This window comes from Fontisphaera persica (assembly GCF_024832785.1).
GTDB classification, from domain to species: Bacteria; Verrucomicrobiota; Verrucomicrobiia; order Limisphaerales; family Fontisphaeraceae; genus Fontisphaera; species Fontisphaera persica.
Map to the genome: position 1 here is coordinate 2,328,245 of NZ_CP116615.1, position 23,684 is coordinate 2,351,928.

The 23,684-nt window shown below is 61.0% G+C and carries 22 protein-coding genes and 1 tRNA gene; 7 read left to right on the forward strand and 16 right to left on the reverse strand.

Translation table 11 applies throughout. The features are described 5' to 3' along the window. Nucleotides 1–95: 95 nt before the first annotated feature. Together NXS98_RS08555 and gcvP are read right to left on the reverse strand one after the other, a co-directional pair. Nucleotides 96–1,364, reverse strand: a complete 1,269-nt coding sequence (locus NXS98_RS08555) for an outer membrane beta-barrel protein (protein ID WP_283848075.1) — start codon at nucleotides 1,362–1,364, stop codon at nucleotides 96–98. 203 nt (nucleotides 1,365–1,567) lie between these two features. Beyond that, entirely contained in the window at nucleotides 1,568–4,486 is a 2,919-nt protein-coding gene (gene gcvP / locus NXS98_RS08560) for an aminomethyl-transferring glycine dehydrogenase (protein WP_283848076.1), read from the reverse strand. 134 nt (nucleotides 4,487–4,620) lie between these two features. On the opposite strand from gcvP, the gene NXS98_RS08565 reads away from it, so the two are divergent. Continuing rightward, nucleotides 4,621–5,175 carry a hypothetical protein gene (locus tag NXS98_RS08565; protein ID WP_283848077.1) on the forward strand — a complete coding sequence of 185 codons (555 nt, stop codon included), beginning with the start codon at nucleotides 4,621–4,623 and terminating at the stop codon, nucleotides 5,173–5,175. Between the two features lie 88 nt (nucleotides 5,176–5,263). On the opposite strand, the gene NXS98_RS08570 is transcribed toward NXS98_RS08565, so the two are convergent. Next, nucleotides 5,264–6,277: an aldo/keto reductase gene (locus tag NXS98_RS08570; protein WP_283848078.1), complete on the reverse strand. Its 1,014-nt coding sequence runs from the start codon at nucleotides 6,275–6,277 to the stop codon at nucleotides 5,264–5,266. A gap of 363 nt (nucleotides 6,278–6,640) precedes the next feature. Between NXS98_RS08570 and NXS98_RS08575 the strand changes: the two genes are divergently transcribed. The 5 genes from NXS98_RS08575 to NXS98_RS08595 all read left to right on the forward strand — a co-directional run bounded on the left by NXS98_RS08575 (nucleotide 6,641) and on the right by NXS98_RS08595 (nucleotide 12,162). Then, complete coding sequence (locus NXS98_RS08575) at nucleotides 6,641–7,966, forward strand: Gfo/Idh/MocA family protein (RefSeq protein WP_283848079.1); 1,326 nt, start codon at nucleotides 6,641–6,643, stop codon at nucleotides 7,964–7,966. A gap of 45 nt (nucleotides 7,967–8,011) precedes the next feature. Next, nucleotides 8,012–8,983, forward strand: coding sequence for a sugar phosphate isomerase/epimerase family protein (locus tag NXS98_RS08580; protein ID WP_283848080.1), 972 nt, complete (start codon nucleotides 8,012–8,014; stop codon nucleotides 8,981–8,983). A gap of 421 nt (nucleotides 8,984–9,404) precedes the next feature. Further along, the gene (locus NXS98_RS08585; protein WP_283848146.1) at nucleotides 9,405–10,856 is read left to right on the forward strand and encodes a nicotinate phosphoribosyltransferase; all 1,452 of its coding nucleotides are present in this window, start codon (nucleotides 9,405–9,407) and stop codon (nucleotides 10,854–10,856) included. 9 nt (nucleotides 10,857–10,865) lie between these two features. Continuing rightward, on the forward strand, nucleotides 10,866–11,591 hold the full coding sequence (locus NXS98_RS08590) for an NUDIX domain-containing protein (protein ID WP_283848081.1): 726 nt from the start codon (nucleotides 10,866–10,868) through the stop codon (nucleotides 11,589–11,591). A 292-nt stretch (nucleotides 11,592–11,883) separates the two neighbouring features. Beyond that, the gene (locus NXS98_RS08595; RefSeq protein WP_283848082.1) at nucleotides 11,884–12,162 is read left to right on the forward strand and encodes a glycogen-binding domain-containing protein; all 279 of its coding nucleotides are present in this window, start codon (nucleotides 11,884–11,886) and stop codon (nucleotides 12,160–12,162) included. 148 nt (nucleotides 12,163–12,310) lie between these two features. Here the strand turns inward: NXS98_RS08595 and NXS98_RS08600 are convergent, their stop codons facing one another. From NXS98_RS08600 to atpB, 12 genes are all read right to left on the reverse strand, one after another. After that, nucleotides 12,311–13,378, reverse strand: coding sequence for a GAF domain-containing protein (locus NXS98_RS08600; protein ID WP_283848084.1), 1,068 nt, complete (start codon nucleotides 13,376–13,378; stop codon nucleotides 12,311–12,313). 101 nt (nucleotides 13,379–13,479) lie between these two features. Then, entirely contained in the window at nucleotides 13,480–14,049 is a 570-nt protein-coding gene (locus NXS98_RS08605) for a hypothetical protein (RefSeq protein ID WP_283848085.1), read from the reverse strand. Between the two features lie 15 nt (nucleotides 14,050–14,064). Then, the gene (locus NXS98_RS08610; RefSeq protein ID WP_283848086.1) at nucleotides 14,065–14,529 is read right to left on the reverse strand and encodes a response regulator; all 465 of its coding nucleotides are present in this window, start codon (nucleotides 14,527–14,529) and stop codon (nucleotides 14,065–14,067) included. Between the two features lie 47 nt (nucleotides 14,530–14,576). Further along, nucleotides 14,577–14,653, reverse strand: a tRNA-Arg gene (locus NXS98_RS08615). 154 nt (nucleotides 14,654–14,807) lie between these two features. Next, on the reverse strand, nucleotides 14,808–15,221 hold the full coding sequence (locus tag NXS98_RS08620) for a F0F1 ATP synthase subunit epsilon (RefSeq protein WP_283848087.1): 414 nt from the start codon (nucleotides 15,219–15,221) through the stop codon (nucleotides 14,808–14,810). 33 nt (nucleotides 15,222–15,254) lie between these two features. Continuing rightward, nucleotides 15,255–16,655 carry a F0F1 ATP synthase subunit beta gene (gene atpD, locus NXS98_RS08625; RefSeq protein WP_283848088.1) on the reverse strand — a complete coding sequence of 467 codons (1,401 nt, stop codon included), beginning with the start codon at nucleotides 16,653–16,655 and terminating at the stop codon, nucleotides 15,255–15,257. A gap of 40 nt (nucleotides 16,656–16,695) precedes the next feature. Beyond that, a complete protein-coding gene (gene atpG / locus NXS98_RS08630; RefSeq protein WP_283848089.1) occupies nucleotides 16,696–17,577 on the reverse strand; it encodes an ATP synthase F1 subunit gamma in 882 nt (293 codons plus the stop codon). A 14-nt stretch (nucleotides 17,578–17,591) separates the two neighbouring features. After that, nucleotides 17,592–19,124: a F0F1 ATP synthase subunit alpha gene (atpA, locus tag NXS98_RS08635; protein ID WP_283848090.1), complete on the reverse strand. Its 1,533-nt coding sequence runs from the start codon at nucleotides 19,122–19,124 to the stop codon at nucleotides 17,592–17,594. A gap of 21 nt (nucleotides 19,125–19,145) precedes the next feature. After that, entirely contained in the window at nucleotides 19,146–19,544 is a 399-nt protein-coding gene (locus tag NXS98_RS08640; protein WP_283848091.1) for a F0F1 ATP synthase subunit delta, read from the reverse strand. A gap of 44 nt (nucleotides 19,545–19,588) precedes the next feature. Beyond that, complete coding sequence (gene atpF, locus NXS98_RS08645; RefSeq protein ID WP_283848092.1) at nucleotides 19,589–20,134, reverse strand: F0F1 ATP synthase subunit B; 546 nt, start codon at nucleotides 20,132–20,134, stop codon at nucleotides 19,589–19,591. 61 nt (nucleotides 20,135–20,195) lie between these two features. Next, a complete protein-coding gene (locus NXS98_RS08650) occupies nucleotides 20,196–20,444 on the reverse strand; it encodes an ATP synthase F0 subunit c (protein WP_283848093.1) in 249 nt (82 codons plus the stop codon). Nucleotides 20,445–20,528: 84 nt separating this feature from the next. Beyond that, nucleotides 20,529–21,431 (reverse strand): F0F1 ATP synthase subunit A, encoded by a 903-nt coding sequence (gene atpB, locus NXS98_RS08655; protein WP_283848094.1) that lies wholly within the window; start codon nucleotides 21,429–21,431, stop codon nucleotides 20,529–20,531. A gap of 156 nt (nucleotides 21,432–21,587) precedes the next feature. Between atpB and NXS98_RS08660 the strand changes: the two genes are divergently transcribed. After that, the gene (locus tag NXS98_RS08660; protein ID WP_283848095.1) at nucleotides 21,588–22,205 is read left to right on the forward strand and encodes a LysE family translocator; all 618 of its coding nucleotides are present in this window, start codon (nucleotides 21,588–21,590) and stop codon (nucleotides 22,203–22,205) included. Nucleotides 22,206–22,219: 14 nt separating this feature from the next. On the opposite strand, the gene NXS98_RS08665 is transcribed toward NXS98_RS08660, so the two are convergent. After that, complete coding sequence (locus NXS98_RS08665; RefSeq protein WP_283848096.1) at nucleotides 22,220–23,611, reverse strand: sugar porter family MFS transporter; 1,392 nt, start codon at nucleotides 23,609–23,611, stop codon at nucleotides 22,220–22,222. Nucleotides 23,612–23,684: the final 73 nt, after the last annotated feature.

Sequence of the window (23,684 nt, forward strand, 5' to 3'; positions counted from 1 at the left end):
AAAAAAAGGAGGCTAGATATTTTGGGTCCAGCCTCCTCCCAAGTTGTCGTTGGTAATCCTTTGTCGCGCGATTGGATACACCGCGGCCGACAGGCTTAATACGTGGCCTTCAGGCCGATGTACACAAAGTTGCGATGAAAATCGCGCTCCGTGCCCGCCGGCCAGCCGTAATCCTTCAGCCAGTCAAACGAGTACCCCGCCTCGGCCGCCAGGAACGGATTAATCTTGTAGCTGGCGCCCAAATCCACGCTCAGGTAACCTTCATCCTGGCTGTTCACCGCGCCCCCGCGGAAAGTGCCATACTGGTACTGCGCGCCCGCGTTGAGCGTGAGGCGGCTGATGGTGTGGCTCACCCGCGCATAGAAGAAGTGCGCCAGTTGGTCCACCGTCAGGTTCAGCGGCGCCATGCCGGTGTAGCCAATCAAATCGGTGGTCATCCGCTGCAACTTGTATCCCAACTGAATGGTGCTGGCTTCCGCAAAGCGGTAGCTTGCCGACACATCAAAGTAGGGACTGGTGCGGTTGCTCTGGTTGTTGCGGTAGGTCACCGTCATCGCGCCCGCGCGCGCGCTGAGCGTCAGCCGCTCCGAAGCGCTGTAATCCACGCCGGCAAAGTAGTAATGCGAGCGGGTGTCACGCAGCTTGGGCGACAGATAAACAGCCCCCGTCGGGTCCAAAGTGTCCTTGCTGGTGTGGCCGGTGTACATGTACTGGTAACCCAGCAAGCCGTCGGTGCGCTCCAACATGTTGATCCAGCGCACGCCCACCTTGGCCAGGTGCTCATGCCGATCCAAGATGGCCGAGTAGCTGCCGTTGCCCTTCTCGCGGTAATCGTACACCGTGAAGGAGTAACCCGGTTCAAAGGCCACGCTCTCGGTCAGCCGCGCCCGGAAATCGGCGCCCGCGGTATTGCGCAGGTTGCTGCCACGCACGCGCAGGGTCTGCACCGGCTGGGCCGGGTTGAGCAGGGAAGGCTCCTGCGCCACCACAAAATCATCATACAGCGTCATCCGGAAGCGCTCGCTGAAGTCGTGGTTCAGCATCACATTGGCCAGATGGGAGTAGTCCAGCTCGTTGTTGATGCGGTCCTCGTAGTAGCGCATGCCAAACTTGTACGAAGCATACAGTTGGGTCATCTCCTTGATGATATGACCCCGCACCGACGGGCTCACCTCCAGCCCGAAGGAATCCCGGCGCAAGCCGCTCCGCAGCGTCGCATAGTTATCATCGTAAAACCCACGCACCGAGGCCGAAACACTCCACGGTTTGGCAGTTTCCTGCGGCAGAAGTGTTGGCGGCGTCGCGGCATTCATGCTGGCAGCGCCCAGGGCGGCCATCCCGGCGGTTGCAAAAAGTTTTTTCATAGCATTGTTTGTTTTTACCTGCGATGACTTGGGGCTCCCCAAAGCCAACTCATGCGATACTTGGGTTTCTTATAGCCAGCCCCGCAAGTCTTTGTCAACGGATTTAATGCATTTTTCTTCAACATTTTTGTGCCAAAGGAGGCTTACAACCCGACATCTTGGGCCCTTAGACAAAACTCCCCATTGGCCCGTTCAAAAAAAGTTCAGACATAATTCTCCATGCCCGCGCAGGTGCAAACCGGATTGCGATCCCCCCAGACATTGTCCACCCGCCCCACCGCCGGCCAGAATTTGTGCTCCTTCAGGGCCGCCACCGGAAACGCCGCCTGCTCACGGGAATAGGGCCGCTCCCACGGGCCTGCCAACATGTCCGCGGTGTGCGGCGCATTTTTCAAGGGATTATTGACCCGGTCCATCTGCCCGTTTTCCACCGCCTGCATCTCGGCATGGATGGCTATCATGGCGGCGCAGAACCGGTCCAACTCGCGTTTGGACTCGCTCTCCGTAGGCTCCACCATCAGCGTGCCCGCCACCGGCCAGGAGAGGGTGGGCGCGTGGAAACCATAGTCCATCAGGCGTTTGGCCACGTCCTCGGCGGTCACATTTTTGAACGCCCGCAAGTCCAGGATGCACTCATGCGCCACATAGCCATTCCGCCCGCGGTACAACGTGGGAAAATACGGTGCCAGCCGGCGGGAAACATAATTGGCGTTGAGAATCGCAAAGGCCGTGGCCTGTCGCAAACCCTCTGCGCCCATCATGGCCATGTACATCCACGATATCGTAAGAATGGACGCGCTACCCCATGGCGCCGCCGACACCGCGCCCCCCTGGCGGCTGGCAGGCACTCCTGCGGTACGATGGCCGGGCAAAAATGGCGCCAAATCCGCCCGCACCGCAATCGGCCCCATCCCCGGCCCCCCGCCCCCGTGCGGGATGGCAAAAGTTTTATGCAAATTGATATGGCACACATCCGCCCCCATGTCCCCCGGCCGACACCAACCCACCTGGGCGTTGAGGTTGGCGCCGTCCATATACACCAGACCGCCGTGCTCGTGGATGATTCGGCACAAATCCACAATGCCCTCCTCAAACACGCCATGCGTGGACGGATAAGTCACCATCACACACGCCAATTGGGCCGCATGTTGCGCCGCCTTGGCCCCCAAATCCTGCAAATCAATGTTGCCTTCTTTGTCGCACAGCACCGGCACCACCTTCATCCCCGCCATCACCGCGCTGGCCGGGTTGGTGCCGTGGGCGGACATCGGAATCAGGCAAACATCGCGCTGGGCCTCCCCGCGCGCCTGGTGAAACTGGCGAATGACCAACAGCCCCGCATATTCACCCTGCGAACCGGCATTGGGTTGCAGGGAAACCGCCGCCAGCCCCGTCACCTCCGCCAGCCACGACTCCAATTGCGCAAACATTGCCAGATACCCCTGTGCTTGCGACGATGGTGCAAAGGGATGCAGCCGCGCAAATTCCGGCCAGCTCAAGGGCTGCATGGCCGCCGCCGGATTGAGTTTCATGGTGCACGACCCCAGGGGAATCATGGCCTGACACAGCGACAAATCCCGGGCTTCCAGCCGCCGCAAGTACCGCAGCATTTCGGTTTCGGAGTGGTACAAATGAAACACCGGATGCGTCAAAAACGCGCTCTGGCGGCGCATGGTCTCCGGCCATTGCGGCAAAGTCTCCTCTGGCACCTGCGCCGCCAGCTCGCGCGCCTTGAACGGCGGCGGCACGCCGCGGTTGAAAATGGCCAGCAAATCGTCCAAATCCTCTGCTGAAACTGTTTCATCCAGGGCCACAATGACGGCATCATTGCCCCACGGGCGCAAATTCACCTGCCGCGCCTCGGCCCACCCAAGCAATGCTTCGGCATTGCAGCCCTGCAAATGAATCTTCAGCGTGTCAAACCACGGCCCCGCCGAAGGCTCATGCCCCAGGCGCGCCACGCCCGCCGCCAGAATTGCCGCGAGCCGATGCACATGCCGGGCAATGCCCGTCAGTCCTTCCGGCCCATGATAAATGGCGTAGGCCGCGGCCATGTTGGCCAGCAGCGCCTGGGCCGTGCAAATGTTGGAAGTCGCCTTCTCCCGCCGGATATGCTGTTCCCGCGTGCCCAGCGCCAGGCGCAACGCCGGGCGTCCCCGCGAGTCTTTGCTCACTCCCACCAACCGCCCGGGCATTTGCCTTTTGTATGCATCCCGGGTCGCCAGAAAGGCGGCATGCGGGCCGCCAAAACCCAGCGGCACGCCAAACCGTTGAGCGTTGCCCACGGCAATGTCCGCGCCGATTTCCCCCGGTGGACGCAGCAGCGTCAGGCTCAACAAATCCACCGCCATGACCACCAAGGCCCCGGCTGCATGTGCCCGCTGAACCACGGCGGAATAATCCTCAATGTGCCCGCAGGTATCCGGATACTGCAGCAGCACGCCCGCCACGTTAGCATCGAAGGCGAAGCCTGACGGCTCGCCTATTTCCAATTTCGCCCCCAGGGCGGCCAGGCGCGTTTCCACCACCTCCAGGGTTTGTGGATGGCAGTTGGCGGCCGCCAGAAAACGCCGGCGCCCCTCGCGCAACCGCGCACACATCATCAACGCCTCCGCGGCGGCCGTGGCCTCGTCCAGCAAGGAGGCGTTGGCAATTTCCATGGCCGTCAAATCGCAAACCATGGTTTGGAAGTTGAGCAACATCTCCAATCGCCCCTGCGCGATTTCCGCCTGGTAGGGAGTGTATTGCGTGTACCAGCCTGGATTCTCCAAGATATTGCGCTGGATTACCGCCGGCGTGATGCAATCGTGGTACCCCATGCCCAGATAGGAACGATAGACGCGGTTCTGGCCGGCCAGCCTCCGCATCTCAGCCAGGGCGGCTGCCTCCGTACGAGCGGCTGGCAACGCCAAAGGCTCCCGGCGCCGGATGCTGGCCGGCACCACCGCCTCCATAAGTTCCTCAAGCGACTGGACGCCGCATACCTCCAACATCTCCTGGATTTCCTGGGCTGTCTGGGGGCCTAAATGGCGGCGGCAAAACGCATCCGGATGCGTCAGACCATGGACTGAAGCAGCCGTGGCTTCAACCGAACCTTTCCCTGCGACTTGTCCAACAGACATAGACCGGCAACTTAATGCACCCGGCGATTCATGCAAGCTTCAAGACAGGGCCGTAACCCCGCGCCCCGGTCATCGTCCGGTTATTTTTTTCTGAAACCATTTGCAAATGCTCCCGCCGAGGCGTACGTTCCCCTGTGAAAGCCCCCAGACCACAACAGTCAGGCCCGGACAATGTTTGGGGCGATTCAATTCATCTCAACATCCTTGTTGCTTGCGAGGATGCCACCTGTGGGGCCCAGGCGCGGACGGTCATCGCCCGGATGCTGCCACTCCTGCCCGTGGCTGCCGAAGCGCATACGGTCACGATGGAGTTCCCCGCCTTCGCCTTGCAGGTGGCCTTGGACCAAGCCAGACAACCGGACATCGTTATCATCGCAGCCCACGGCCGCAGTCCCCTGCCGGAAACCTTGAGGCAATGGCTGGAGTCATGGGCCGCCGGCGTCCACGGTTTGACGTGCGCCATGACGGCGGTGATTGACCGCCAGCACCAGGCCCATCCCGTGGCGGTGGAGATGATGTCCTACCTGAAGGCGCTGGCCCATCGCAACCACATTGATTGGTTGGAAGCAGGACGGCCTGCTTTTGAGGAAACGGGCGAATACCGCGAACACCTCAGCAGCCAGGCCACCACCGTGTCTTCCACCCTGACGGAAATTATTCGCACCCCTCGCCCCCGCACCTGGGCCTGAAATACAGGCGGCACGCCTGTCAGTTAGCTCCGCAAGCACGCCTTGCGGGGAGGGGTCTTCGCAAATTCAAGGCGCCCAGGCCGAAAGGTCAGTAGGCCTTGCCCTCAGGCTGACCCAGCGCCTCCACGTCACGGCGAATCCGCGCCACATCGGCCGGCGCCAGTTCAATTTCTCCGGCGCGCGCATTGTCCTCCAACTGCTTTTGATTGCGGATGCCGCATAATACGTGAGTCACTCCCGGCTGAACCGCCGTCCAGGCCACCACCAACTGGGCCAGGGTGCACGCGTATTTCTCCAACAAGTCTTTCCACCCTGCCAGCATGTCCAGCACCTTGCGCCGGTTGGCCGGCAGGAACCACGGATTCCAAAATTGGTTGTTGCGAAAATCCGTGTTGGGAAACTGGGTTTCCATCGTCACCTTGCCCGTGAGCAGCCCCTGCTCCAGTGACATGTAGGTCAGGGTGCCAATCTGGTTTTGCGCGCAATAAGGCAGAATGTCCTTTTCGGCGTCCCGCCAAATCATGCTGTAGCGGAATTGGTCGGTGGCAATAGGCCCGCAAGCGCCATACGCCTTCAGCTCCTCCAGCGTGACGTTGCACACGCCGATGTGCCGGATTTTGCCCTGGTCCCGCATTTTCAGCAGGCACTCCATGGTCACCTCCACCGGCGTGAAATCTGGCGGCACCGAGGGCCAGTGAATCTGGTACAGGTCAATGCAATCCACCTCCAGGTTTTTGAGGCTGCGCTCAATTTCAATTTGCATCGTGTCCGGCCGCAGGCTGCGCCGCAAGGTGCGCCCGTAAAAAGGCGCAAAAAACGAGCCGCGGTCATCATCCGTCCACAAACCCACCTTCGTGGCCACAATCACCTTGTCGCGCCGTCCCTTGATGGCCTGGCCCACCACCCGCTCACTGCGACCCCAGCCGTAGGCAGGAGCGGTGTCAATGAGGTTTAACCCCCGGTCAATCGCCGCCTGCAAGGTACGAATGGACTCCCGGTCATCGGTGTCCTGCCCAAACACCTCGCCCCCGCCCATGACCCAAGTACCCACCCCCACAATGGCTGCGTTCAATCCGCTTTTGCCCAATGGACGATATTTCATAACTGGCTCCGTTGTTGATGGTTGCTCATGTGTGAGCGCATTATGCCCCAGGCCGCCCGTCAAAGACAACCATTTCCCAGCCGCTCCTTTGCCCAAGGGCGCAACGCATGCCGATGAGGCAAAGCTGAAAAATCCGCATCGAAAATCGCGCCGGGAAAGTTTCCTGCGCCCCCACCTGCCACCCCGCCCCCGTGGCCAAGGACCAGACTGGCTGATGGCAAAGTGGCTCCCACTCCGAGGTAAGTGGTTTTGCCACAGGGTATGGTCTGAAACAGCCAGCGGCGGCATGCCCCCAGGCTGAGGCCAGCGAGCTGCTGGATTTTGCTTGAATCTCCGGCCAAAAAACCGCGTCATGTATTTCGTATGACACAGCAAGCTCTCTGGAATCGCCGGAAATTTTTAACCACCACCGCGGCTGCCAGCGCCCTCCCCCTCATCGTTCCCTCGCGTTTGCTCGGGGCCAATGCGCCTTCCAACCGCATCACGCTCGGCGTGGTCGGCTGGGGCATGCAAGGCCCGGGCAACACCTCCAACTTCATGAATCATGAAGATTGCCAGGTGGTGGCAGTATGCGACGTGGACCAACGGCACCTGGAGCAGGCGCGCCAGGCCGTCAACCGCAAGTACAATAACGAAGACTGCAAAGCCTACAAAGACTACCGCGAATTGATGGCCCGCAAGGACATTGATGCCGTCATGCTCGCCCTGCCGGACAACTGGCACATGCTCACCGCCGTGGAGGCCGCCCGCCAGAAAAAGGACATCTACGGCGAAAAACCCCTGGCCCGCACCATTGCGGAACAACAGGCCATCGTCAAAGCCGTCCGTTCCCACAAGCGCATCTGGCAAACCGGCTCCTGGCAGCGCTCCGAAAAAAATTTCCACTACGCCGCAGAAATCGTGCGCAACGGCCTGATTGGACAGGTCACCCGCGTGGAAGTCGGTTTGCCCAGCGGGCATACGGATTTTGCCGGCACCCGCAATAAAACCGCCATCACGGACCCACCGCCGGAACTGGATTACAACCTGTGGATTGGCCCCTCGCGCATGGAGCCGTACATCGAAGCCCGCGTTCATAAAAACTGGCGCTGGAATTACAACATCGGCGGCGGACAGTTGCTTGACTGGATTGGCCATCATTGCGACATCGCCCACTGGGGGCTGGGCAACGACGACACCATCGGCCCACTGGAAGTCGAAGGCGAAGGCGAGTTTCCGCCCGCCGATGCCATCTGGAACACCTGCACCCGCTACCGCATCGAATGCAAGTACCCCGGCGGCATTACCATGATTATCGCCGGTGGCCACAGGGACATCCGCAGTGGCACCAAGTGGATTGGCACCGACGGCTGGGTCTGGGTCAACCGCGGCAATGCCTTTGAGTCCTCCAATCCCGCCTGGGCCGAAAGCCGTTCCCTGCCCGAGGCCCAGCGCAAAGTGCAACTGCCTTTGACCACCGGCAAAAGCCCGCACTACCGCAATTTCCTGGACTGCGTGAAATCCCGCAAGCCCACCGTCACGCCCGTGGAAGTGGCGCATCACTCCGCCATTCCAGGCCATCTCGGTCTGATTGCCATGCTGGTGAAACGCAAAATCCGCTGGGACCCGAAGAAGGAGAAAATCTTGGATGACCCTGAAGCCAGCAAACTTTTAACCCGCGACTACCGGGCTCCGTGGAAAATGGTCTAAAGTTTCCGCACGGTTGCCTGGCGCCCGGGGCATAAGCCACTCCCCATGAAAACCACTACTGCACCGCAAAATCGCCGTGAGTTTCTCACGGTTACCCTGGCCTCCACCACCTTGGGCGCCGCCAGCATCGGGCTGGCTGCAGAGAGCGCCCCAGCAATAGCAGCCCCGGCCGTGGTGCGGCCGCCCACGGGCAAAAAATTGCTGCTGGCCACCAAGCTCAGCATGATTGCGCGGGAGGCCGAGGGCCGCAAATTAACCGTGGTGGAGCGCCTGCGCATGGCGGCTCAGGCCGGTTTTGACGGCGTGGATTTCGACGAGGCCGCCGGCTACACCCCGGAACAAGTGCGCGCCGCCGTGCAGGAGTCGGGTGTGTTTGTGCACAACGCCATCAACCATGAGCATTGGAATAAACGCCTGACCAGTCCCAAGCCCGAGGACCGCGCTCAGGCGCGCGCCAATCTGGAACACTGCCTGCGCGTCAGCCACGCCGCGGGCGGCAGTGGCGTGCTGATTGTGGTGGGCCGCGGCGAAGACGGCCCGGCCGAGGAAATCGAGGAACGCTGCCGCCAGGAAATCCTGGCCGTGCTGCCGCTGGCAGCCTCCCTGGGACAGCACATCCTGGTGGAAAACGTCTGGAACCGCATGATGTACGATCACGATCGCGGCCCCGAGCAATCCCCCGACCGCTTCATCCGCTTTGTGGACAGTTTCCGAAGTCCCTGGGTGGGCATGTACTACGACCTGGGCAACCATTGGAAATATGGACAGCCGGCCGAATGGATTCGCGCTTTCGGCCATCGCTGCGTGAAATTGGACGTCAAGGGCTTCAGCCGCGCCAAAAACAAATTCACCGACATCACCAGCGCCGAAGACGACGTGCCCTGGGCTGAAATCCGCAAAGCCCTGGCCGATATTCACTTCCACGGCTGGGCCACCTGCGAAGTGGGCGGCGGCAACGTCCAGCGCCTCACCCAGGTGCGCCAGCAGATGCAAAAGGCCTTCGGTTTGGAGGCCTGACCTTTTCTCGCCAACCATCCCGGGGAGCCGCCTCGCAAGCCGGCGCCGGCCGGCACGCGGGCACGGCCTCATGCATGAACAGGGAAATCCATTCCCTGGCTTCAGCAATGTCGGCCGCTGTGCCCCCGCGCAACTCGACGCGTCCCCGGCCCGTCATCACCAACTGCGCCTGGCCAAAGCGGGCAATCACCCGCACGTGTTCCTGACGCTGCCAATTCTGCCACCAGTTTTTCATGCGCTCATGATGCCATGAGGCGTTGGACATCTGTGGTCCAACCCTCTCCCCACTGCCACCGTGTTTGCCCCAAATTGACATCCCCCAAGAATGTGTTAGCCTCACCCCAAGTTGACTATTCCACCGCTCCATAATGTCGCATTAGGCACGCCACCGCCCGCAGGTTACCTCTCCCGCCTCTACCGTTTGAATCTCAGCCTGGCCACCGACTTATACCAGTTAACCATGGCCCAGGGCTACTGGCATGCCGGTCATACCGGGCAGGAGGCAGTGTTTGTCCTGTATTTCCGGCGGAATCCCTTCAACGGCGGCTACAGCGTGGCCGCCGGACTTGCCTGGGCGGTGGACTTTCTCGAGCATTTTCATTTCAGCGCCGAAGACCTTGCATACCTCGCCACGCTCCGTGGCAACGATGAACGCCCGCTCTTTCGCCCTGAGTTTCTGGAATATCTGGGCCAGCTACGATTTTCTTGCGATGTGGACGCCGTCCCTGAAGGCACCACGGTGTTTCCCCTGGAACCGCTGGTGCGCGTGCGCGGCCCCATCATCCAGGCGCAAATTCTGGAAACACCCCTGCTGAACCTGTTCAATTTCCAAACCCTGATTGCCACCAAAGCCGCGCGCGTGGTGAGCGCGACCCGCGGCGAGCCGGTGCTCGAGTTTGGCTTGCGCCGCGCGCAAGGCATGGACGGGGCGCTTTCCGCCAGTTGGGCGGCGCATGTGGGCGGGTGTCATGCCACCTCCAATGTCCTCGCCGGACGCCTCCTGGGCATCCCCGTGCGCGGAACACACGCCCATAGCTGGGTCATGTCGTTTAGCAGCGAAATCGAGGCCTTCGAGGCCTATGCGGAAGCCATGCCCAACAACGCCGTTTTCCTTGTGGACACCTACCACACCCTGGAGGGAGTCCGCCATGCGGTGGCAGTTGGGAAAAAACTGCGGGAAAAGGGCTGGAAACTTGCCGGGATTCGCCTGGATAGCGGCGACCTGGCCTACCTGAGCCAGGAGGCACGAAAAATCCTGGATGCCGCCGGTTTTCAGGACACCGCCATCGTGGCCAGCAACGACCTCGACGAGCACATCATCGAAAGCCTCAAAGACCAGGGCGCGGCCATCAATGTCTGGGGCGTGGGCACCAAACTGGTCACCGCCTATGACCAGCCGGCCCTTGGCGGCGTCTATAAACTGGCCATGATTCGCGACCCGGGCGGCCCCTGGCGCCATGTCATCAAACTCAGCGAGCAAAACCTCAAGATTTCCACTCCCGGCATCCAACAGATTCGGCGTTTCGACAATGGGCAAGAATACGTGGGCGACATGATTTATGACACCGAACTCGGCGTTAAATCACCTGCCGTAATCGTGGACCCCACCGACCCCACCCGCCGCAAAATCATGTCAGCCAACCTCGCCGCCCAAGACCTGCTAATCCCAATCTTCCGCGAAGGCCAGCGGGTGTACACGCCGCCGCCGCTGCCGGCCATCCGCGAGTTTGCAGCCACGCAATTGCGCCGCTTCCATGCCGGGATTAAACGCTTTGTCTATCCTCATCAGTATCCGGTGGGGTTGGAGGAAACCCTGCACGAACTAAAAACCCGGCTGGTCCTGCAGGCCCGCGGATTGGCTGCTCCCCACTGAGCTCCCGTTATGAGCACCCCGCGCAAAAGCAATATCCGCAAACCCTACCAGTATGCCTACCCGCACCCGGCTGTGACTGTGGACACCGTGGTTTTCGGGTTCACTGGCTGGGACCTTCAGGTGCTGCTCGTCCGCCGCGCCCAACCGCCCTTCGCTGGGCAATGGGCTTTCCCAGGCGGTTTTCTGGACATGCAAGAATCCCTCGAAACCAGCGCCAGCCGCGAGTTGGAGGAGGAAACGGGCTTGTCAGTGGCGCCCGAAAATCTGCATCAGCTCGGGGCCTTTGGCCGGCCGGACCGTGACCCCCGGGAGCGGGTGGTCAGCGTGGCTTTCATTTTTTTGTCAAGCCAGGCCAACCAGCCGCTTAAGCCAGGCAGTGACGCGGCCGAGGCCCAATGGTTCGATGCTCTGAATCCCCCGGCGCTGGCTTTCGACCACGCGCACATCCTTCAGGCCGCCTTGGTCTGGCTGCACGCACAAGCCCGCACGGGGCTGAACCCCCTGGCCCTTCTGCCGCCGACCTTCAAATTCCCCCAAGTGCAACGCCTCTGTGAATTGATTGCCGGACGTCCCCTGGACAAACGAAACCTTCGCCATCGCCTGCTTGCCACGGGTTTGTTTGTACCCACTGGAAAACTGGACCGCTCAGAACATCGCCGCCCCGCCCTGATGTATCGTCTTTCTCCAAGCCGCTGGAAAACTTTGCACCAGAAAGGTTTAGGACTAATCGGCTAAAGCCTCTTGAATCTCGCCGCTGGAATTGCCCGCGAGTCCTACCGGCTCATGCCCTTGCGGCCTAAATCAGGTGAAACAGGCGAGGGTTTTGTGCAAAAGGAATGCCTCTGACCCGTTTTTGAAAACCGGCGCAAAACCGTCCCCCCCTTGAACTCCTGCCTGCCATTCCAGCCCTGCTTGCCGTCGGCAATTGTGACCTTTTGGAAAATTGCCCTAAAACCACTTGACCGTGCCTTTAAGTCAGTTCATGTTGAATAGGGCCGGATGGTAGTTTCAAATGGTCAAATGGGTTATGGCACCAAAAAAAACAACACGCAAGCGGGTCTGTTTTGCTTATGAAGCGCCCACCGCAGGGCATGTGGCCCTCGCCGGGGATTTCACGAGTTGGGAGCTCAATCCCAAACCCATGAAAAAGGGCAAAGACGGCTGCTGGACATTGTGTGTCAACCTGGCGCCGGGGCGTTATGAATACAAGTTTGTCGTGGATGGTCAATGGCTGCCTGACCCGGCGGCCACCGAAAGCGCTCCAGACCCCTATGGCGGGATGAACAGCGTACGGGTGGTAACTTAAATCCCCCTCCGCCCCCGCCACACCGCCGATGCAGGCAATGCCCGCCTCGCTGCTTGCCGAGCCATGGGATTTTGCCTGCCGGGTAAATGAATTCGGATACCATCCCCCAAAGGCCTGACCAGCGGCAGGTCTGGGATTCCCCCGCCGTTCAAACCGCACTACTGCCCAATTGGCTGGTCCGGTAGGCGTCCAACACCGCCGCCGCCACCACTGCAAAGGCCTCGATGGTGGGTTGGACGGCCGCATCGAAACGCACGATGGCCCCGGTTTTCGGGTCACGGGCGTTGATGAGTTGTAAAACCCCAATCACCTGCTGCCGCTCATTTTTCAAGGGCACCGTAAGGAAAGATTTGCTGCGATAACCGGTATTGGCGTCAAAACGCCGCGTGCCGGAAAAATCAAAACGCCCCGCGGAATAGGCATCCTCTATGTTGACGGTCTGTCCGGTCAGGGCGGCATGATTGGCGACATATTGATGATTGGGCTTGCCATCCTCGCCCATCAACTTCAAGGGGGGAAAAGTGATGGGTTTGCCCGTGCTGCCGCCCATGTTGATGTCGAGCATGTCATTGCGCACCAGGAGAAAGCGAAGCGTTTGATCCAGCCCCCGCATGTAGATGGTGCCGCCCTCGCAATCGGTGATCCGCATGGCCTCCTTGAGGATCATCTCCATCACCGCCAGGGGGTCTTTCTCTTTGACCATCCCCACCCCCAAATCAATCAAACTGGTGGCCAGGCGCTCCGCCTCCTGCTTGGCACGCGTAGTCAGGTCCAGGTTCAAGGCCAGAAGCTGCCAGTGTTGTTTAACGGCCAGACACCCTTTGAGCCGGGCTTTGAGCCGGGCTTCATCCACCGGCCAGTGCCAGGCGTCCACCGCCCCCAGTTGCAAACAACTGTTTAATGCCGCCTCATCCGCCTTTTCACTGATGACAATCACCGGCACATGCCACGCCGTCTCGCTGTCGCGCAATGCGCATAACAGGCCAAATTCCGCCTCGCCCGGCCGGTCCACAGCCACCACCAGCGCATCCCCACTGGTGATGCGGGCCTGCGCCTCCGCCAGCGAAGGGGGGAATAACACCCGATGTCCCTCCGCCACCAACATGCGGGTTAATTCTTCTCGTGGCGTGAATTGATGCGCCACCAGCAGCAGGGTGGCCTCAGGCAAGGCTTCGGTTTCCTTGGGCATTTCCGGGCCACTTTCGGCGGTTGTCATAAATGATCGGGGTTTGGTGGATGATTGGCGCGCTGTCCTGTAAAGTTACATTGCCCCATTTGCCGCCCGGCGTCAATAGAACTGCGCAGCGCCGGCCGACTTCACGGGGCCTTAGTGCCGGCGGGCATGACCGCCTGTCTGCCGCGCCGCCATAGCCACGTCAACACCGCCACCACCCCCACGCCGAAAATCCCCGGGATGACCGGCGGGATATAATGCGCGGCCGTGCCTCCCAGCAACAGAATCAACACCACGCCGTAAAGATGCAGATACGCCTGCACCAGCCCGTCCAGCCAGCGAGGGCGTCTTTGCCAGGCCTCAAAAGCCAGCCAGCTCCAGCCCGCCTCCATGACCCACAAGGCTAAAAACACATAGGTCAGATAGATGGCGCCCCCGGTCTGCCGCGGTAAAAACTCGGCCGTCCGCAGCTCCATGGCAATGCGGGCCATCTCATGGCTCCAGTGGTGAAAGTTGTCGAAAACAATCACCACATGGATGGCCAGCGCCAGCAAACCACTCGTGACGAAGGCACGGGCTGTTTTCCACACTCCCGCTCCCGGCGCAGCCTTCCAGCGAGTGGCCCAAGCCGCCCAACCCAGCCACACGCCCACCCAAAGAGAGCCCACCATCAGGCCAGTGCCGGGATTGAAATTCAGAAAAGCCAGCCACATAAGGACGCCGCAGCATCAATTGGTCTGCTCGGACTCCTCCATGCGGGTGGCCTTGCGCAGGACGGATTGAATGGCCATTTGCAGCTCGTGCATTTGAAAGGGCTTCCACAGCATCAAACCGCCCACCCGCCGGATGAACGCATCAATCTTGGGGTCCCCTTTATGGCCGGTCATGAAAATGAACCGCCGGCACAACCGGGGCCTGGTCCGCTCCACCGCCAGATAAAACATGTCGCCGGGCAGGTTGGGCATGACCATGTCGCAAATCACCAAATCAAAATCATCGGCCATGATTTTCTTCAAGCCCTCCACGCCCGATTTAGCCGTATGCACCTGCCAGTTCTGGGTTTGCAGGAAATCCGTCATCACCCGGACAAAATCCTCATCATCATCAAGCACCAGGCACTTTTTGGGAAGGTCCAATTCCCCGATGTCGTGGGTCTTCTCCTCGATGGGTGCAAACCATTTTTTCTGCGCCATAACTTATGAGGCCCCTCCTGGCCGTGGAGCGGCATATAACAGCAAGCTGGTGCGCGAGGCGGGAGTCGAACCCACAACCTACGGCTCCGGAGGCCGTCACTCTATCCAGTTGAGCTACTCGCGCAACCGCTGCTGAAACAAAAACTAAGCGGGAAACGGGCCGGAAGGCAAGGAAGAAACCCAGGGGACTGCCCCACCTCCGCGGCGCCCTCCCGGGCAGGCTCACCTGCCGCATCCAAGGGGAGGCCCAAGCGCGGAAAACCACCTTCCCCGCCCGGTTAAGTGCGCTTGGAGTGTTTCTTGACCTGCAACAGCGCGGCGGAACGGGCCAGGGCCGCCTGGGCCGCCGCCAATTCTTCCTGGCTCAATTTTTCCTGCAGGCGGGCTTCGGCCCGGCGGCGGGCCTCCTCCGCCTTGGCCTCGTCAATGTCATTGGCCTTGATGGCCATGTCGGTCAACACCGACACATGGTCCGCCGTGATTTCCACAAAGCCATCCCCCACCGCCAGGAGATACTCCTCGCCGCCTTTGCGCACCACGATTTCTCCCGCCACAATCTGGGTCATCAACGGCACGTGCATGGGGTAAATCCCCATCTCTCCCTCCACGCCGGGCAGGGTCACATAGTCCACCATTTCGGAGGTGGTGACCCCCTCCGGGGTGACGATTTCCAGTTTCAATTGTGAGGCCATGGTGGAATCGCAGCGCCGCCAGGGCGCTTCCGGTTACTCGCGCACTTCGTCAATGCCGCCCTTCATGTAGAAATTGCCCTCGGGCACGTCATCGTGTTTGCCCTCGAGGATTTCCTTGAAGCCGCGCACCGTTTCGGCCACCGGCACCGTCTTGCCCTCGCGACCGGTGAACACGCTGGCCACGTTGAAGGGCTGGCTCAGGAACCGCTGAATCTTGCGGGCGCGGAACACCGTCAGCTTGTCCTCCGGCGAGAGCTCGTCCATGCCCAGAATGGCGATGATGTCCTGCAAATCTTTGTACCGCTGGAGCACGCGCTGCACGCCGCGGGCCACGTCATAATGCTCCTGCCCCACAATCTCCGGCGCCAGCGCGCGGGAAGTCGAGGCCAGGGGGTCCACCGCCGGATAAATGCCCAGCTCGGCGATGGAGCGCTCCAACACCACGGTCGCGTCCAGGTGCGCGAAGGTGGTGGCCGGGGCCGGGTCGGTCAAGTCGTCCGCCGGCACGTACACCGCCTGGAAGGAGGTGATGGACCCCTTCTTGGTGGAGGTGATGCGCTCCTGCAAGTCGCCCATTTCCGCCGCCAGCGTGGGCTGATAACCCACCGCGCTGGGGGTGCGGCCCAGCAGCGCCGACACCTCGGAGCCGGCCTGCGAGAAGCGGAAAATGTTGTCCACAAACAGGAGCACGTCCTGATTCTTTTCGTCGCGGAAATACTCGGTGATGGCCAGCCCGCTCAGGGCCACGCGCAAACGCGCCCCCGGCGGCTCGTTCATCTGGCCGTACACCAGGGCGATTTTGGATTTGGCCAAATCCTGCTGGTTGATGACACCCGCCTCGGACATTTCATGATACAAATCGTTGCCCTCGCGGGTGCGCTCGCCCACCCCGGCAAACACGGACACGCCGCCGTGCATTTTGGCGATGTTGTTAATCAACTCCATGATGACCACGGTCTTGCCCACGCCCGCCCCGCCGAACGCGCCCACCTTGCCGCCCTTGAGGAAGGGGCAGATTAAATCAATGACCTTGATGCCGGTGGTCAGAATCTGCGGGCTGGTGGATTGCTCGGTCAGGCTCGGCGCCGGCCGGTGAATGGGGTAGCGCTTCCGGGCGTGCACCGGCCCGCGCTCGTCCACCGGCTCGCCCACCACGTTGAACACCCGCCCCATGACCTCGTCCCCCACCGGCATGGAAATGGGGCCGCCGGTGTCCACCACTTCCAGATTGCGTTTCAAACCTTCGGTGCTGCCCATGGCCACCGTGCGCACCCATTTGCCGCCCAGATGCTGCTGGACCTCAAGGGTCAGCTTTTGCTGCTGGCCCCACACGGAAAACTCCACGGTCAGGGCATGGTAAATGCCGGGCAACTGCTCCGGGAACTCGACGTCCACCACCGGGCCGATGATTTGTACGATTCTGCCTTTATTCATGCGGTTCTAAAAATCAGGTTGCTTGGCTCCAAATCGGGTTTTACTCCAGCGCCATCGTGGCGGAGGCAATCTCCAGCAATTCCTTGGTGATGCCTGCCTGGCGCATCTTGTTGTATTGCAGGGTGAGCGTGCGAATGAGCTGGTTGGCGTTGTCGGTCGCGTTTTTCATGGCCACCATCCGCGCGCTGTGCTCGCTGGCCTTGGCTTCCAACAGGTACTGGTAGAGCTGGAAGTTCAGATAATGCGGCAACAGGGCTTGAAACACCTGCTCGGCGGACGGCTCGAACAAAAATTCCGAGCTGCCTGCCGGCAAGGGCGCCTCCTCCTTGTTTTCACCGGCAAAGTCGGCGGAGACTGCCTCCAGCCGGCCCACGGGCAGGAGCGTCCGCACCTCCGGCCGCTGATTGAGGGTGGTAATGAAGTTGGTGTAGAGCACCTGCACCTCATCCACTTCCTCTTCGGTGAACAGGTCGCAGGCAAACTTGCATATCGCCCGCGCCTCGCTGAATTGCGGGGTGTCCTTGTAACTGAATTCCGCCGCCAGTTGCCGTTTGGTGCGGGCGACAAATTGGGAGCCTTTGCGCCCGGCCGCAATGAACACGGTGGTGGCCGGATCAAACTTCAGGCTCTCCCGCAACAGGTTGCTGTTCAGCGCGCCGCACAGGCCCTTGTCCGTGGTGATGAGAATGACGGCCCGCTTGGCCACCGGGCGCGCCTGCATCAAGGGATGCTGGAAGTCGCCCGCATGGTGGGACACTTCGGCCATCACCCGGTTGAGCAGGGCCGCATAGGGCCGGCCCGCCAGGGCGGCCTGCTGCGCCTTGCGCATCTTGGCCGCCGCCACCATCTGCATGGCCTTGGTAATCTGGGCCGTGCTTTTGACCGACTTGATGCGGCGGCGTATGTCGCGCGTGCTGGGCATGCGTCAGGTTAAAATTATTGATAGGTCTGCTTGAACTCGGTCACCGCTGCCTTGAGCTGATTGACCAGCAGGTCGCTCAGCGCCTTTTCCCGCTCCAACTGGGCTATCAGGTCCGCTTTGCGGTTGACCAGAAAGTCCGTGAGCTTGGCCTGGAAATCCTTGATTTTGTCCACCGGCACATCATCCATGAAACCGTTTTGCACCGTCCACAAAATGGCCACCTGGATTTCCACCGGCACCGGATGAAACTGCGGTTGCTTGAACACTTCCACGATGCGCTTGCCCCGCTCGAGCTGCGCCAGCGTCCGCGCGTCCAAATCACTGCCAAACTGGGCAAAGGCCGCCAGCTCGCGGAACTGTGCCAGCTCGCCTTTGATGCGGCCGGCCACTTGTTTCATGGCCTTGACCTGCGCGGCAGACCCCACGCGGGACACCGAGATGCCCACCGAAATGGCCGGACGCACGCCCTGGTAAAACAAGTCCGTTTCCAGGAAAATCTGGCCGTCGGTGATGGAAATCACGTTGGTGGGAATGTACGCCGAAACGTCACCCGCCTGCGTTTCAATGATGGGCAGGGCGGTCAGGGAGCCGTTGCCGTTCTTTTCATTCAACCGAGCCGCGCGCTCCAGCAACCGGCTATGCAGGTAGAACACGTCACCCGGGTAGGCCTCGCGTCCCGAGGGCCGGCGCAACACCAGCGACACCTGCCGGTAAGCCACGGCATGCTTGGACAAATCATCGTAAATAATCAGGGCGTCCATCCCGTTGTCCATGAACCACTCACCCATGGCCGCCCCCGCAAACGGTGCCAGGTATTGCATGGTGGCGCTGTCCGAGGCCGAGGCCACCACCACGATGGTGTACGGCATGGCCTGGTATTGCTCCAGCACGCTGATGACCCGCGCGATGTTGGACTGCTTCTGGCCAATGGCCACGTAAATGCTGTACAACGGCCGGTAGGTCTTGTCGCCCCGCTGCTCGGCCTCGCGGTTCAACCGGGCATTGTTGATGATGGTATCAATGCAGATGGTGGTCTTGCCCGTGGAGCGATCGCCAATGATCAATTCGCGCTGGCCGCGGCCGATGGGAATCATCGCGTCCACCGCCATGATGCCCGTCTGCACCGGCTGATTCACCGAGCGGCGCTTGATGATGCCGGGCGCAATCTTTTCCACCGGATAGGCCCCGGCAGCCTTGATGGGGCCTTTGCCGTCAATCGGCTCGCCCAGCGCATTAACCACCCGGCCCAGCAGGCCCATGCCCACCGGCACCTGCAACAGCTTGCCCGTGGTGCGCACCTCCTGGCCTTCCTTGACCTTCAGGTAATCACCCAGAATGATGGCGCCCACCTCCGTCTCTTCCAGGTTCAAGGCCAGCCCCGTCACGCCGTCGCCGAAGTCCAGCATCTCGTTCAACATGGCGTCGTCCAGCCCTTCTATCTTGGCCACGCCGTCGCCAATTTCGCGCACGATGCCCACATTGCGACGGGAAACCGCGCTTTTTACGCCCGTAATCTGGGCTTCAATTTCCTGCAGAATGTTGCTCATAGCGTATTCCGTAAAAATTCCTCAACTCGCCAGCCGCTCTTCCAGTTCAGCCAGGCGGCTGCGCACGCTTCCGTCCCACACCTCGCTGCCCACCTGCACCCGCAGGCCGCCCAGCAGCGCGGGATTCTCCACAAACTCGAAGCGCAACCCCGGCCCGTGCCGCCGAATCAGCCCCGCCTGCACGCCCTCGCGCAGGGGGGCGGCCAGTGGAATCGCACTCTCCACGCGCGCGGTCCGGCGCTGGATTTCCAGGCGCAGCAGGCGCTGGAAATGCTGCAGAATGCCCAAGTACCCCCGCGGCTGGCGGGCCGTCACTTCCGCCACCACCTGCCGCGCGCGTCCCTCGTCCAGCACGCCGTTGACCTTGCACAAGGCAAAGAGCTTCTTGGCTTCGCGCCGCGCCTGTTTGGTCACTTTCACGGGGTCACCTCAAATTGCCGCTGCTGCTTCAACTCCGGGCCGCTTCAAGCGGCCAGCTCGCGGTTGGTTTCCTCCACCAACCGCTTCTGGTCTTCCGGCGTCAAAATCTTGCCCGTCACCTGCATCGCCGCCTGCACCGCCAGCCGCCCGATTTCCCGCTTCAACTCGGCCCGCAGGCGGGCGATTTCCGCGGCATTGGCCTCGTTGGCCTTGGCGATGATTTGATTGGCGGCCGCAATGGCCTTTTGCGTTTCCGTTTCCAGCACCTTGGCGGCCGCGGCGCGCGCCTCCTCGATGGCCCGGTTGGCCTGGGCATTGGCCTGAGCCAGAATCTCCTGCCGTGCCTGCTCGGTTTTGGCCAGCTCTTCCTTGATTCGCTCGGCGTTGGCCAGGCTCTCGGCAATGCGCTGTTTGCGCTCCTCCAGCATCTTGAGCACCGGCTTGTACGCAAACCGATGCAGCAGGAAGGCCACAATGGCGAAGCTGATGCATTGCGCAATGAAATGCGGCCAGTCCAGACCGAAGGTCAGGGCGGTTTCACGCGCCGTATCCTGCAACGTGCCTGCGGCCAACAAAAGCATGCTGTTCATACAACGTTGTCCCGATCAAAAGTGGCGGGCGCCAGGGGGCTCGCCCCCCGGCGCCGTTGGATTATTTCGCCAAAAAGATCGCGAAAAACACGATCCCTTCGGCAAAGGCGGTGCTCAGAATGGCCTGCACCAGGATTTTGGTCGAGGCGCCCGGATTGCGCCCCACCGCTTCAGAGGCTTTCATGCCAATGAAGCCCACGCCCAGGGCTGCGCCCAGGCAGGCCAGCCCAATGTGCAGGTTGCCCGTCATGCCCGCCGCTTTTACGGCTTCGGCCACCGGTTCGGCCGCCGCAAGGATTGGCGTCAACATAGGTTTGTCCTTTCGTTGTTTCCGGCGGCTCCCGCGCTCCAGGCACGGTCCAGCCGCCGAAAGTGTCCCAGGCGCCGCAGCGCCTTAATGATGTCCTTTCTCGTGTCCTTCCTCATGCGTGCAAATCAGCAGGGTGAACACCGCCGTCAACAGCATGAACACCAGCGCCTGCACCAGGCCCACCAGGACTTCGAGAAAATAAAACGGAATGGGAATCAGCCAGCTCAAGGCCGGCACCAGCCGGGCCATGCTCTCCAGCATGTTTTCCCCCGCAAAAATGTTGCCATAAAGACGAAAACTCAGGGAAACCGGGCGGAATAAGATGGACACCACTTCCAGCACCCCCACCAGCAGAAACACCAGAATCATCAGCACCTTCAAAGCGCCGGTGGTGTCGCCCTTCGGCCCAAACAAATGCAGCACAAATCCCTTCGCGCCGTTGGCCTGAAACGCCCAGATTGTCCACATCACAAAGAAAATCATCGCCATCGCCGCCGTCATGTTCAAATCGGCATTCACCCCGCGGAACAGGGGCCGGGCAATGTGGCCGGGATGCTCCGGGTCATACCAGCCTATGGTCCCCACCCCGGGAATCAGGCCAAACCAGTTGCTGAACAAAATGAAGATGAAAATGGTGGCAAAAAACCAGAAGGTCTTTTTCACCAGCTCGGCCCCGATGATGCTTTCCAGAAAATCATGCAGACTTTCCACCAGCCATTCCACGAAGTTTTGCTTGCCGGAAGGCACCAGCTCCATGCGGCGCGTGGCCACCCGCGCAAACAAAATGACGGTCAACGCCACAATCCACGTCACCACCATGGAGTTGCTGACCTTGACCGGCCCCAGCGAAAAAATGTCCGGCGCCGCCTCGGGCAACCCCTGCGCCGCAAGCAGCCACGGCCCGTTGGGCGCCACGCCGGTGTCCGCCGGCAGGCTGCCCGCCAGTGCCATCCCCATCAGCACAATGCAATGCAAAATCCAGCGCATGATGTTCAATCGCTCTACCCGGCCAGCCGTCCTTCGGGTGGACGGCGGCCTTTCTTTCTTCCAGAGACCGCAAAAATTGGCCTATGCCTGCCTTTTCCACAAGTGTTTTTTTATGCGGAATTGACACCCGCAGGCTGCCGGGGCTAAATGCGGCGCGTGTCGGAAATTGTTGCCGCGGGTCTGGTGCTGGGCTTGTCTGCCGGCTTTGCGCCGGGGCCGCTCATGACGCTGGTGCTGATGCAGTCTCTCAAGCACGGCGTCAAAGAGGGCCTCAAGACTTCCCTGGTGCCCCTGATGACGGATTTGCCGGTCATCCTGCTGTCCCTCTGGTTTACTGCGCAGGCCAGCCGGCTGCGCCCCCTCTTGGGCGTCATCTCCCTGGCGGGCGGCCTGTTTGTGCTGCGCCTGGCCTGGCAAAGCTTGCGCCCCTCCCTCCCCGCCGAGGACGCCTCGACCGAACCTCCCCGCTCCTGGCAAAAGGGACTGGTCACCAATTTTTTAAGCCCCAATCCGTGGCTTTTCTGGTTCACCGTGGGCGCCGCCACCGTTCTGAAAGCCCGCCAGGTGGGCTGGGACGCCGTCCTCGTTTTCTTCGTCATTTTCTATCTGCTGCTCTGCGGCATCAAGGCCCTGATGGCCGTCGTTGCCGGCAAAGGCCGGGCCTTCCTGCGGGGCCGGGCCTATCGGCTCGTGCTTCAAACCCTGGGTGTTGCCCTGGCCGTGTTTGCCCTGTCTCTCTTTTGGGAAGCCTGGAAATATCTGGGCCGCTCCTGAAGCTCCACAGGATTTCAGGACTGGTGCCGCCAGCCAGCCTCGATTTGCTCCAGCGTTTTGCCCTTGGTTTCCGGCACCCACAAGAGCACAAACAGCACCTCCACCACACAAAATGCGCCGTACAAGAGAAACGGAAACGCCTGCCGGAAATGCGTCTGGAGCCATTCGTTTTCCGCCATCATGGGGTAAGTCTGGGTGACCAGGTAATCCCCAAGCCACAAGCAAAACGTGGCCAGGCCCAGCGCGCGTCCCCGCACCCGCGTGGGAAATATTTCCGCCAAAATCACCCACGTCACCGGCCCCAGGCTCAGCGCAAAACAGGCAATATACCCCAAAATAAAAACCAGTTTAAGCGCGCTGGCGGCCCCGGTACCCGCCCCGGAGGAAAAATACAGGCCAAAGAGACAAATCCCCATCCCCAAGCTGCCGGCGACCATCAACGGCTTGCGGCCCAGGCGGTCCACCGTGGCAATGGCGACCAGCGTAAAGAGGAAATTCACCCCGCCCAGCAGGACATGCTGAATCAAGGCCGTCTGCGTGGAGCTGCCCATGCTTTTGAAAATCTCCGCCCCAAAGTAAATGAACGCGTTGATGCCCGTGAACTGCTGCAGAAACGCCAGCATGATGCCAATCACCAAGGCGCGCCGCAGGCCCGGTCTCAACAACTGCCCCAAGCCCGGCTCCTCCTGCTGAATGGCGGCATGAATGGCGGACAATTCGGCAGCGGCGGCTTCTGCCCCGTTCACCCGCTCCAAAATGACCCGCGCTTCTTCGGGCCGGTTTTGCTTCACCAGCCAGCGCGGGCTTTCCGGCACCCAGAGGAGCAACACCAGAAACAACAGGGAGGGCAGCACACACGAGGCAAACATCCAGCGCCAGCCATGCTCCTGATTCCACGTGGCGTCCCCCAAACTGGCGATGAACCAGTTGGCGAAATAGACTACAAAAATGCCGGTCACAATCGCCAGTTGATTGAGCGAGATAAGCCGCCCGCGCCAGTCCGCCGGAGCGATTTCCGCAATATACATGGGCGCCGCCATGGAGGCTGCCCCCACCGCCACGCCGGCCATCAGGCGGAAAGCAATAAACACCGATAAAGTCTGCGGCAGCGCCGTGCCCACCGAGGAAATGCCGAACAACAAACCAGCAATGACCAGCAACCGCTTGCGTCCGAGGCGGTCTGCCACCGGCCCGGCAATTAAAACCCCCACCATGCACCCCACCAAAATGCTCGCCGCGGTCCAACCTTCCTGCGCCGGATTGAGCGAAAACTTGGCCCGCATGAAGCCAATGGCGCCGCCAATGACTCCCGTATCATAACCAAACAACAAACCGGACAAAGCGGCCACGAAGCAAACCAGAAGCACGTAACCGCGGGACTGGGAAACTTGTGTTGTGGGCGCCATAGGATTACGGCCCGCATTGAACCCGGAGCCCCGCGCCAACGCAATGACAAAAAAAAGCCCGCCTCTCATCGAG

Excerpts from the sequence above, each read along its gene's own strand:
- NXS98_RS08555 (WP_283848075.1), bottom strand. The coding sequence starts at position 1,364 with ATGAAAAAACTTTTTGCAACCGCCGGGATGGCCGCCCTGGGCGCTGCC.
- gcvP (WP_283848076.1), bottom strand. The coding sequence starts at position 4,486 with ATGTCTGTTGGACAAGTCGCAGGGAAAGGTTCGGTTGAAGCCACGGCT.
- NXS98_RS08570 (WP_283848078.1), bottom strand. The coding sequence starts at position 6,277 with ATGAAATATCGTCCATTGGGCAAAAGCGGATTGAACGCAGCCATTGTG.
- NXS98_RS08575 (WP_283848079.1), top strand. The coding sequence starts at position 6,641 with ATGACACAGCAAGCTCTCTGGAATCGCCGGAAATTTTTAACCACCACC.
- NXS98_RS08580 (WP_283848080.1), top strand. The coding sequence starts at position 8,012 with ATGAAAACCACTACTGCACCGCAAAATCGCCGTGAGTTTCTCACGGTT.
- NXS98_RS08590 (WP_283848081.1), top strand. The coding sequence starts at position 10,866 with ATGAGCACCCCGCGCAAAAGCAATATCCGCAAACCCTACCAGTATGCC.
- NXS98_RS08595 (WP_283848082.1), top strand. The coding sequence starts at position 11,884 with ATGGCACCAAAAAAAACAACACGCAAGCGGGTCTGTTTTGCTTATGAA.
- NXS98_RS08600 (WP_283848084.1), bottom strand. The coding sequence starts at position 13,378 with ATGACAACCGCCGAAAGTGGCCCGGAAATGCCCAAGGAAACCGAAGCC.
- NXS98_RS08605 (WP_283848085.1), bottom strand. The coding sequence starts at position 14,049 with ATGTGGCTGGCTTTTCTGAATTTCAATCCCGGCACTGGCCTGATGGTG.
- NXS98_RS08610 (WP_283848086.1), bottom strand. The coding sequence starts at position 14,529 with ATGGCGCAGAAAAAATGGTTTGCACCCATCGAGGAGAAGACCCACGAC.
- NXS98_RS08620 (WP_283848087.1), bottom strand. The coding sequence starts at position 15,221 with ATGGCCTCACAATTGAAACTGGAAATCGTCACCCCGGAGGGGGTCACC.
- atpD (WP_283848088.1), bottom strand. The coding sequence starts at position 16,655 with ATGAATAAAGGCAGAATCGTACAAATCATCGGCCCGGTGGTGGACGTC.
- atpG (WP_283848089.1), bottom strand. The coding sequence starts at position 17,577 with ATGCCCAGCACGCGCGACATACGCCGCCGCATCAAGTCGGTCAAAAGC.
- atpA (WP_283848090.1), bottom strand. The coding sequence starts at position 19,124 with ATGAGCAACATTCTGCAGGAAATTGAAGCCCAGATTACGGGCGTAAAA.
- atpF (WP_283848092.1), bottom strand. The coding sequence starts at position 20,134 with ATGAACAGCATGCTTTTGTTGGCCGCAGGCACGTTGCAGGATACGGCG.
- NXS98_RS08650 (WP_283848093.1), bottom strand. The coding sequence starts at position 20,444 with ATGTTGACGCCAATCCTTGCGGCGGCCGAACCGGTGGCCGAAGCCGTA.
- atpB (WP_283848094.1), bottom strand. The coding sequence starts at position 21,431 with ATGCGCTGGATTTTGCATTGCATTGTGCTGATGGGGATGGCACTGGCG.
- NXS98_RS08665 (WP_283848096.1), bottom strand. The coding sequence starts at position 23,611 with ATGGCGCCCACAACACAAGTTTCCCAGTCCCGCGGTTACGTGCTTCTG.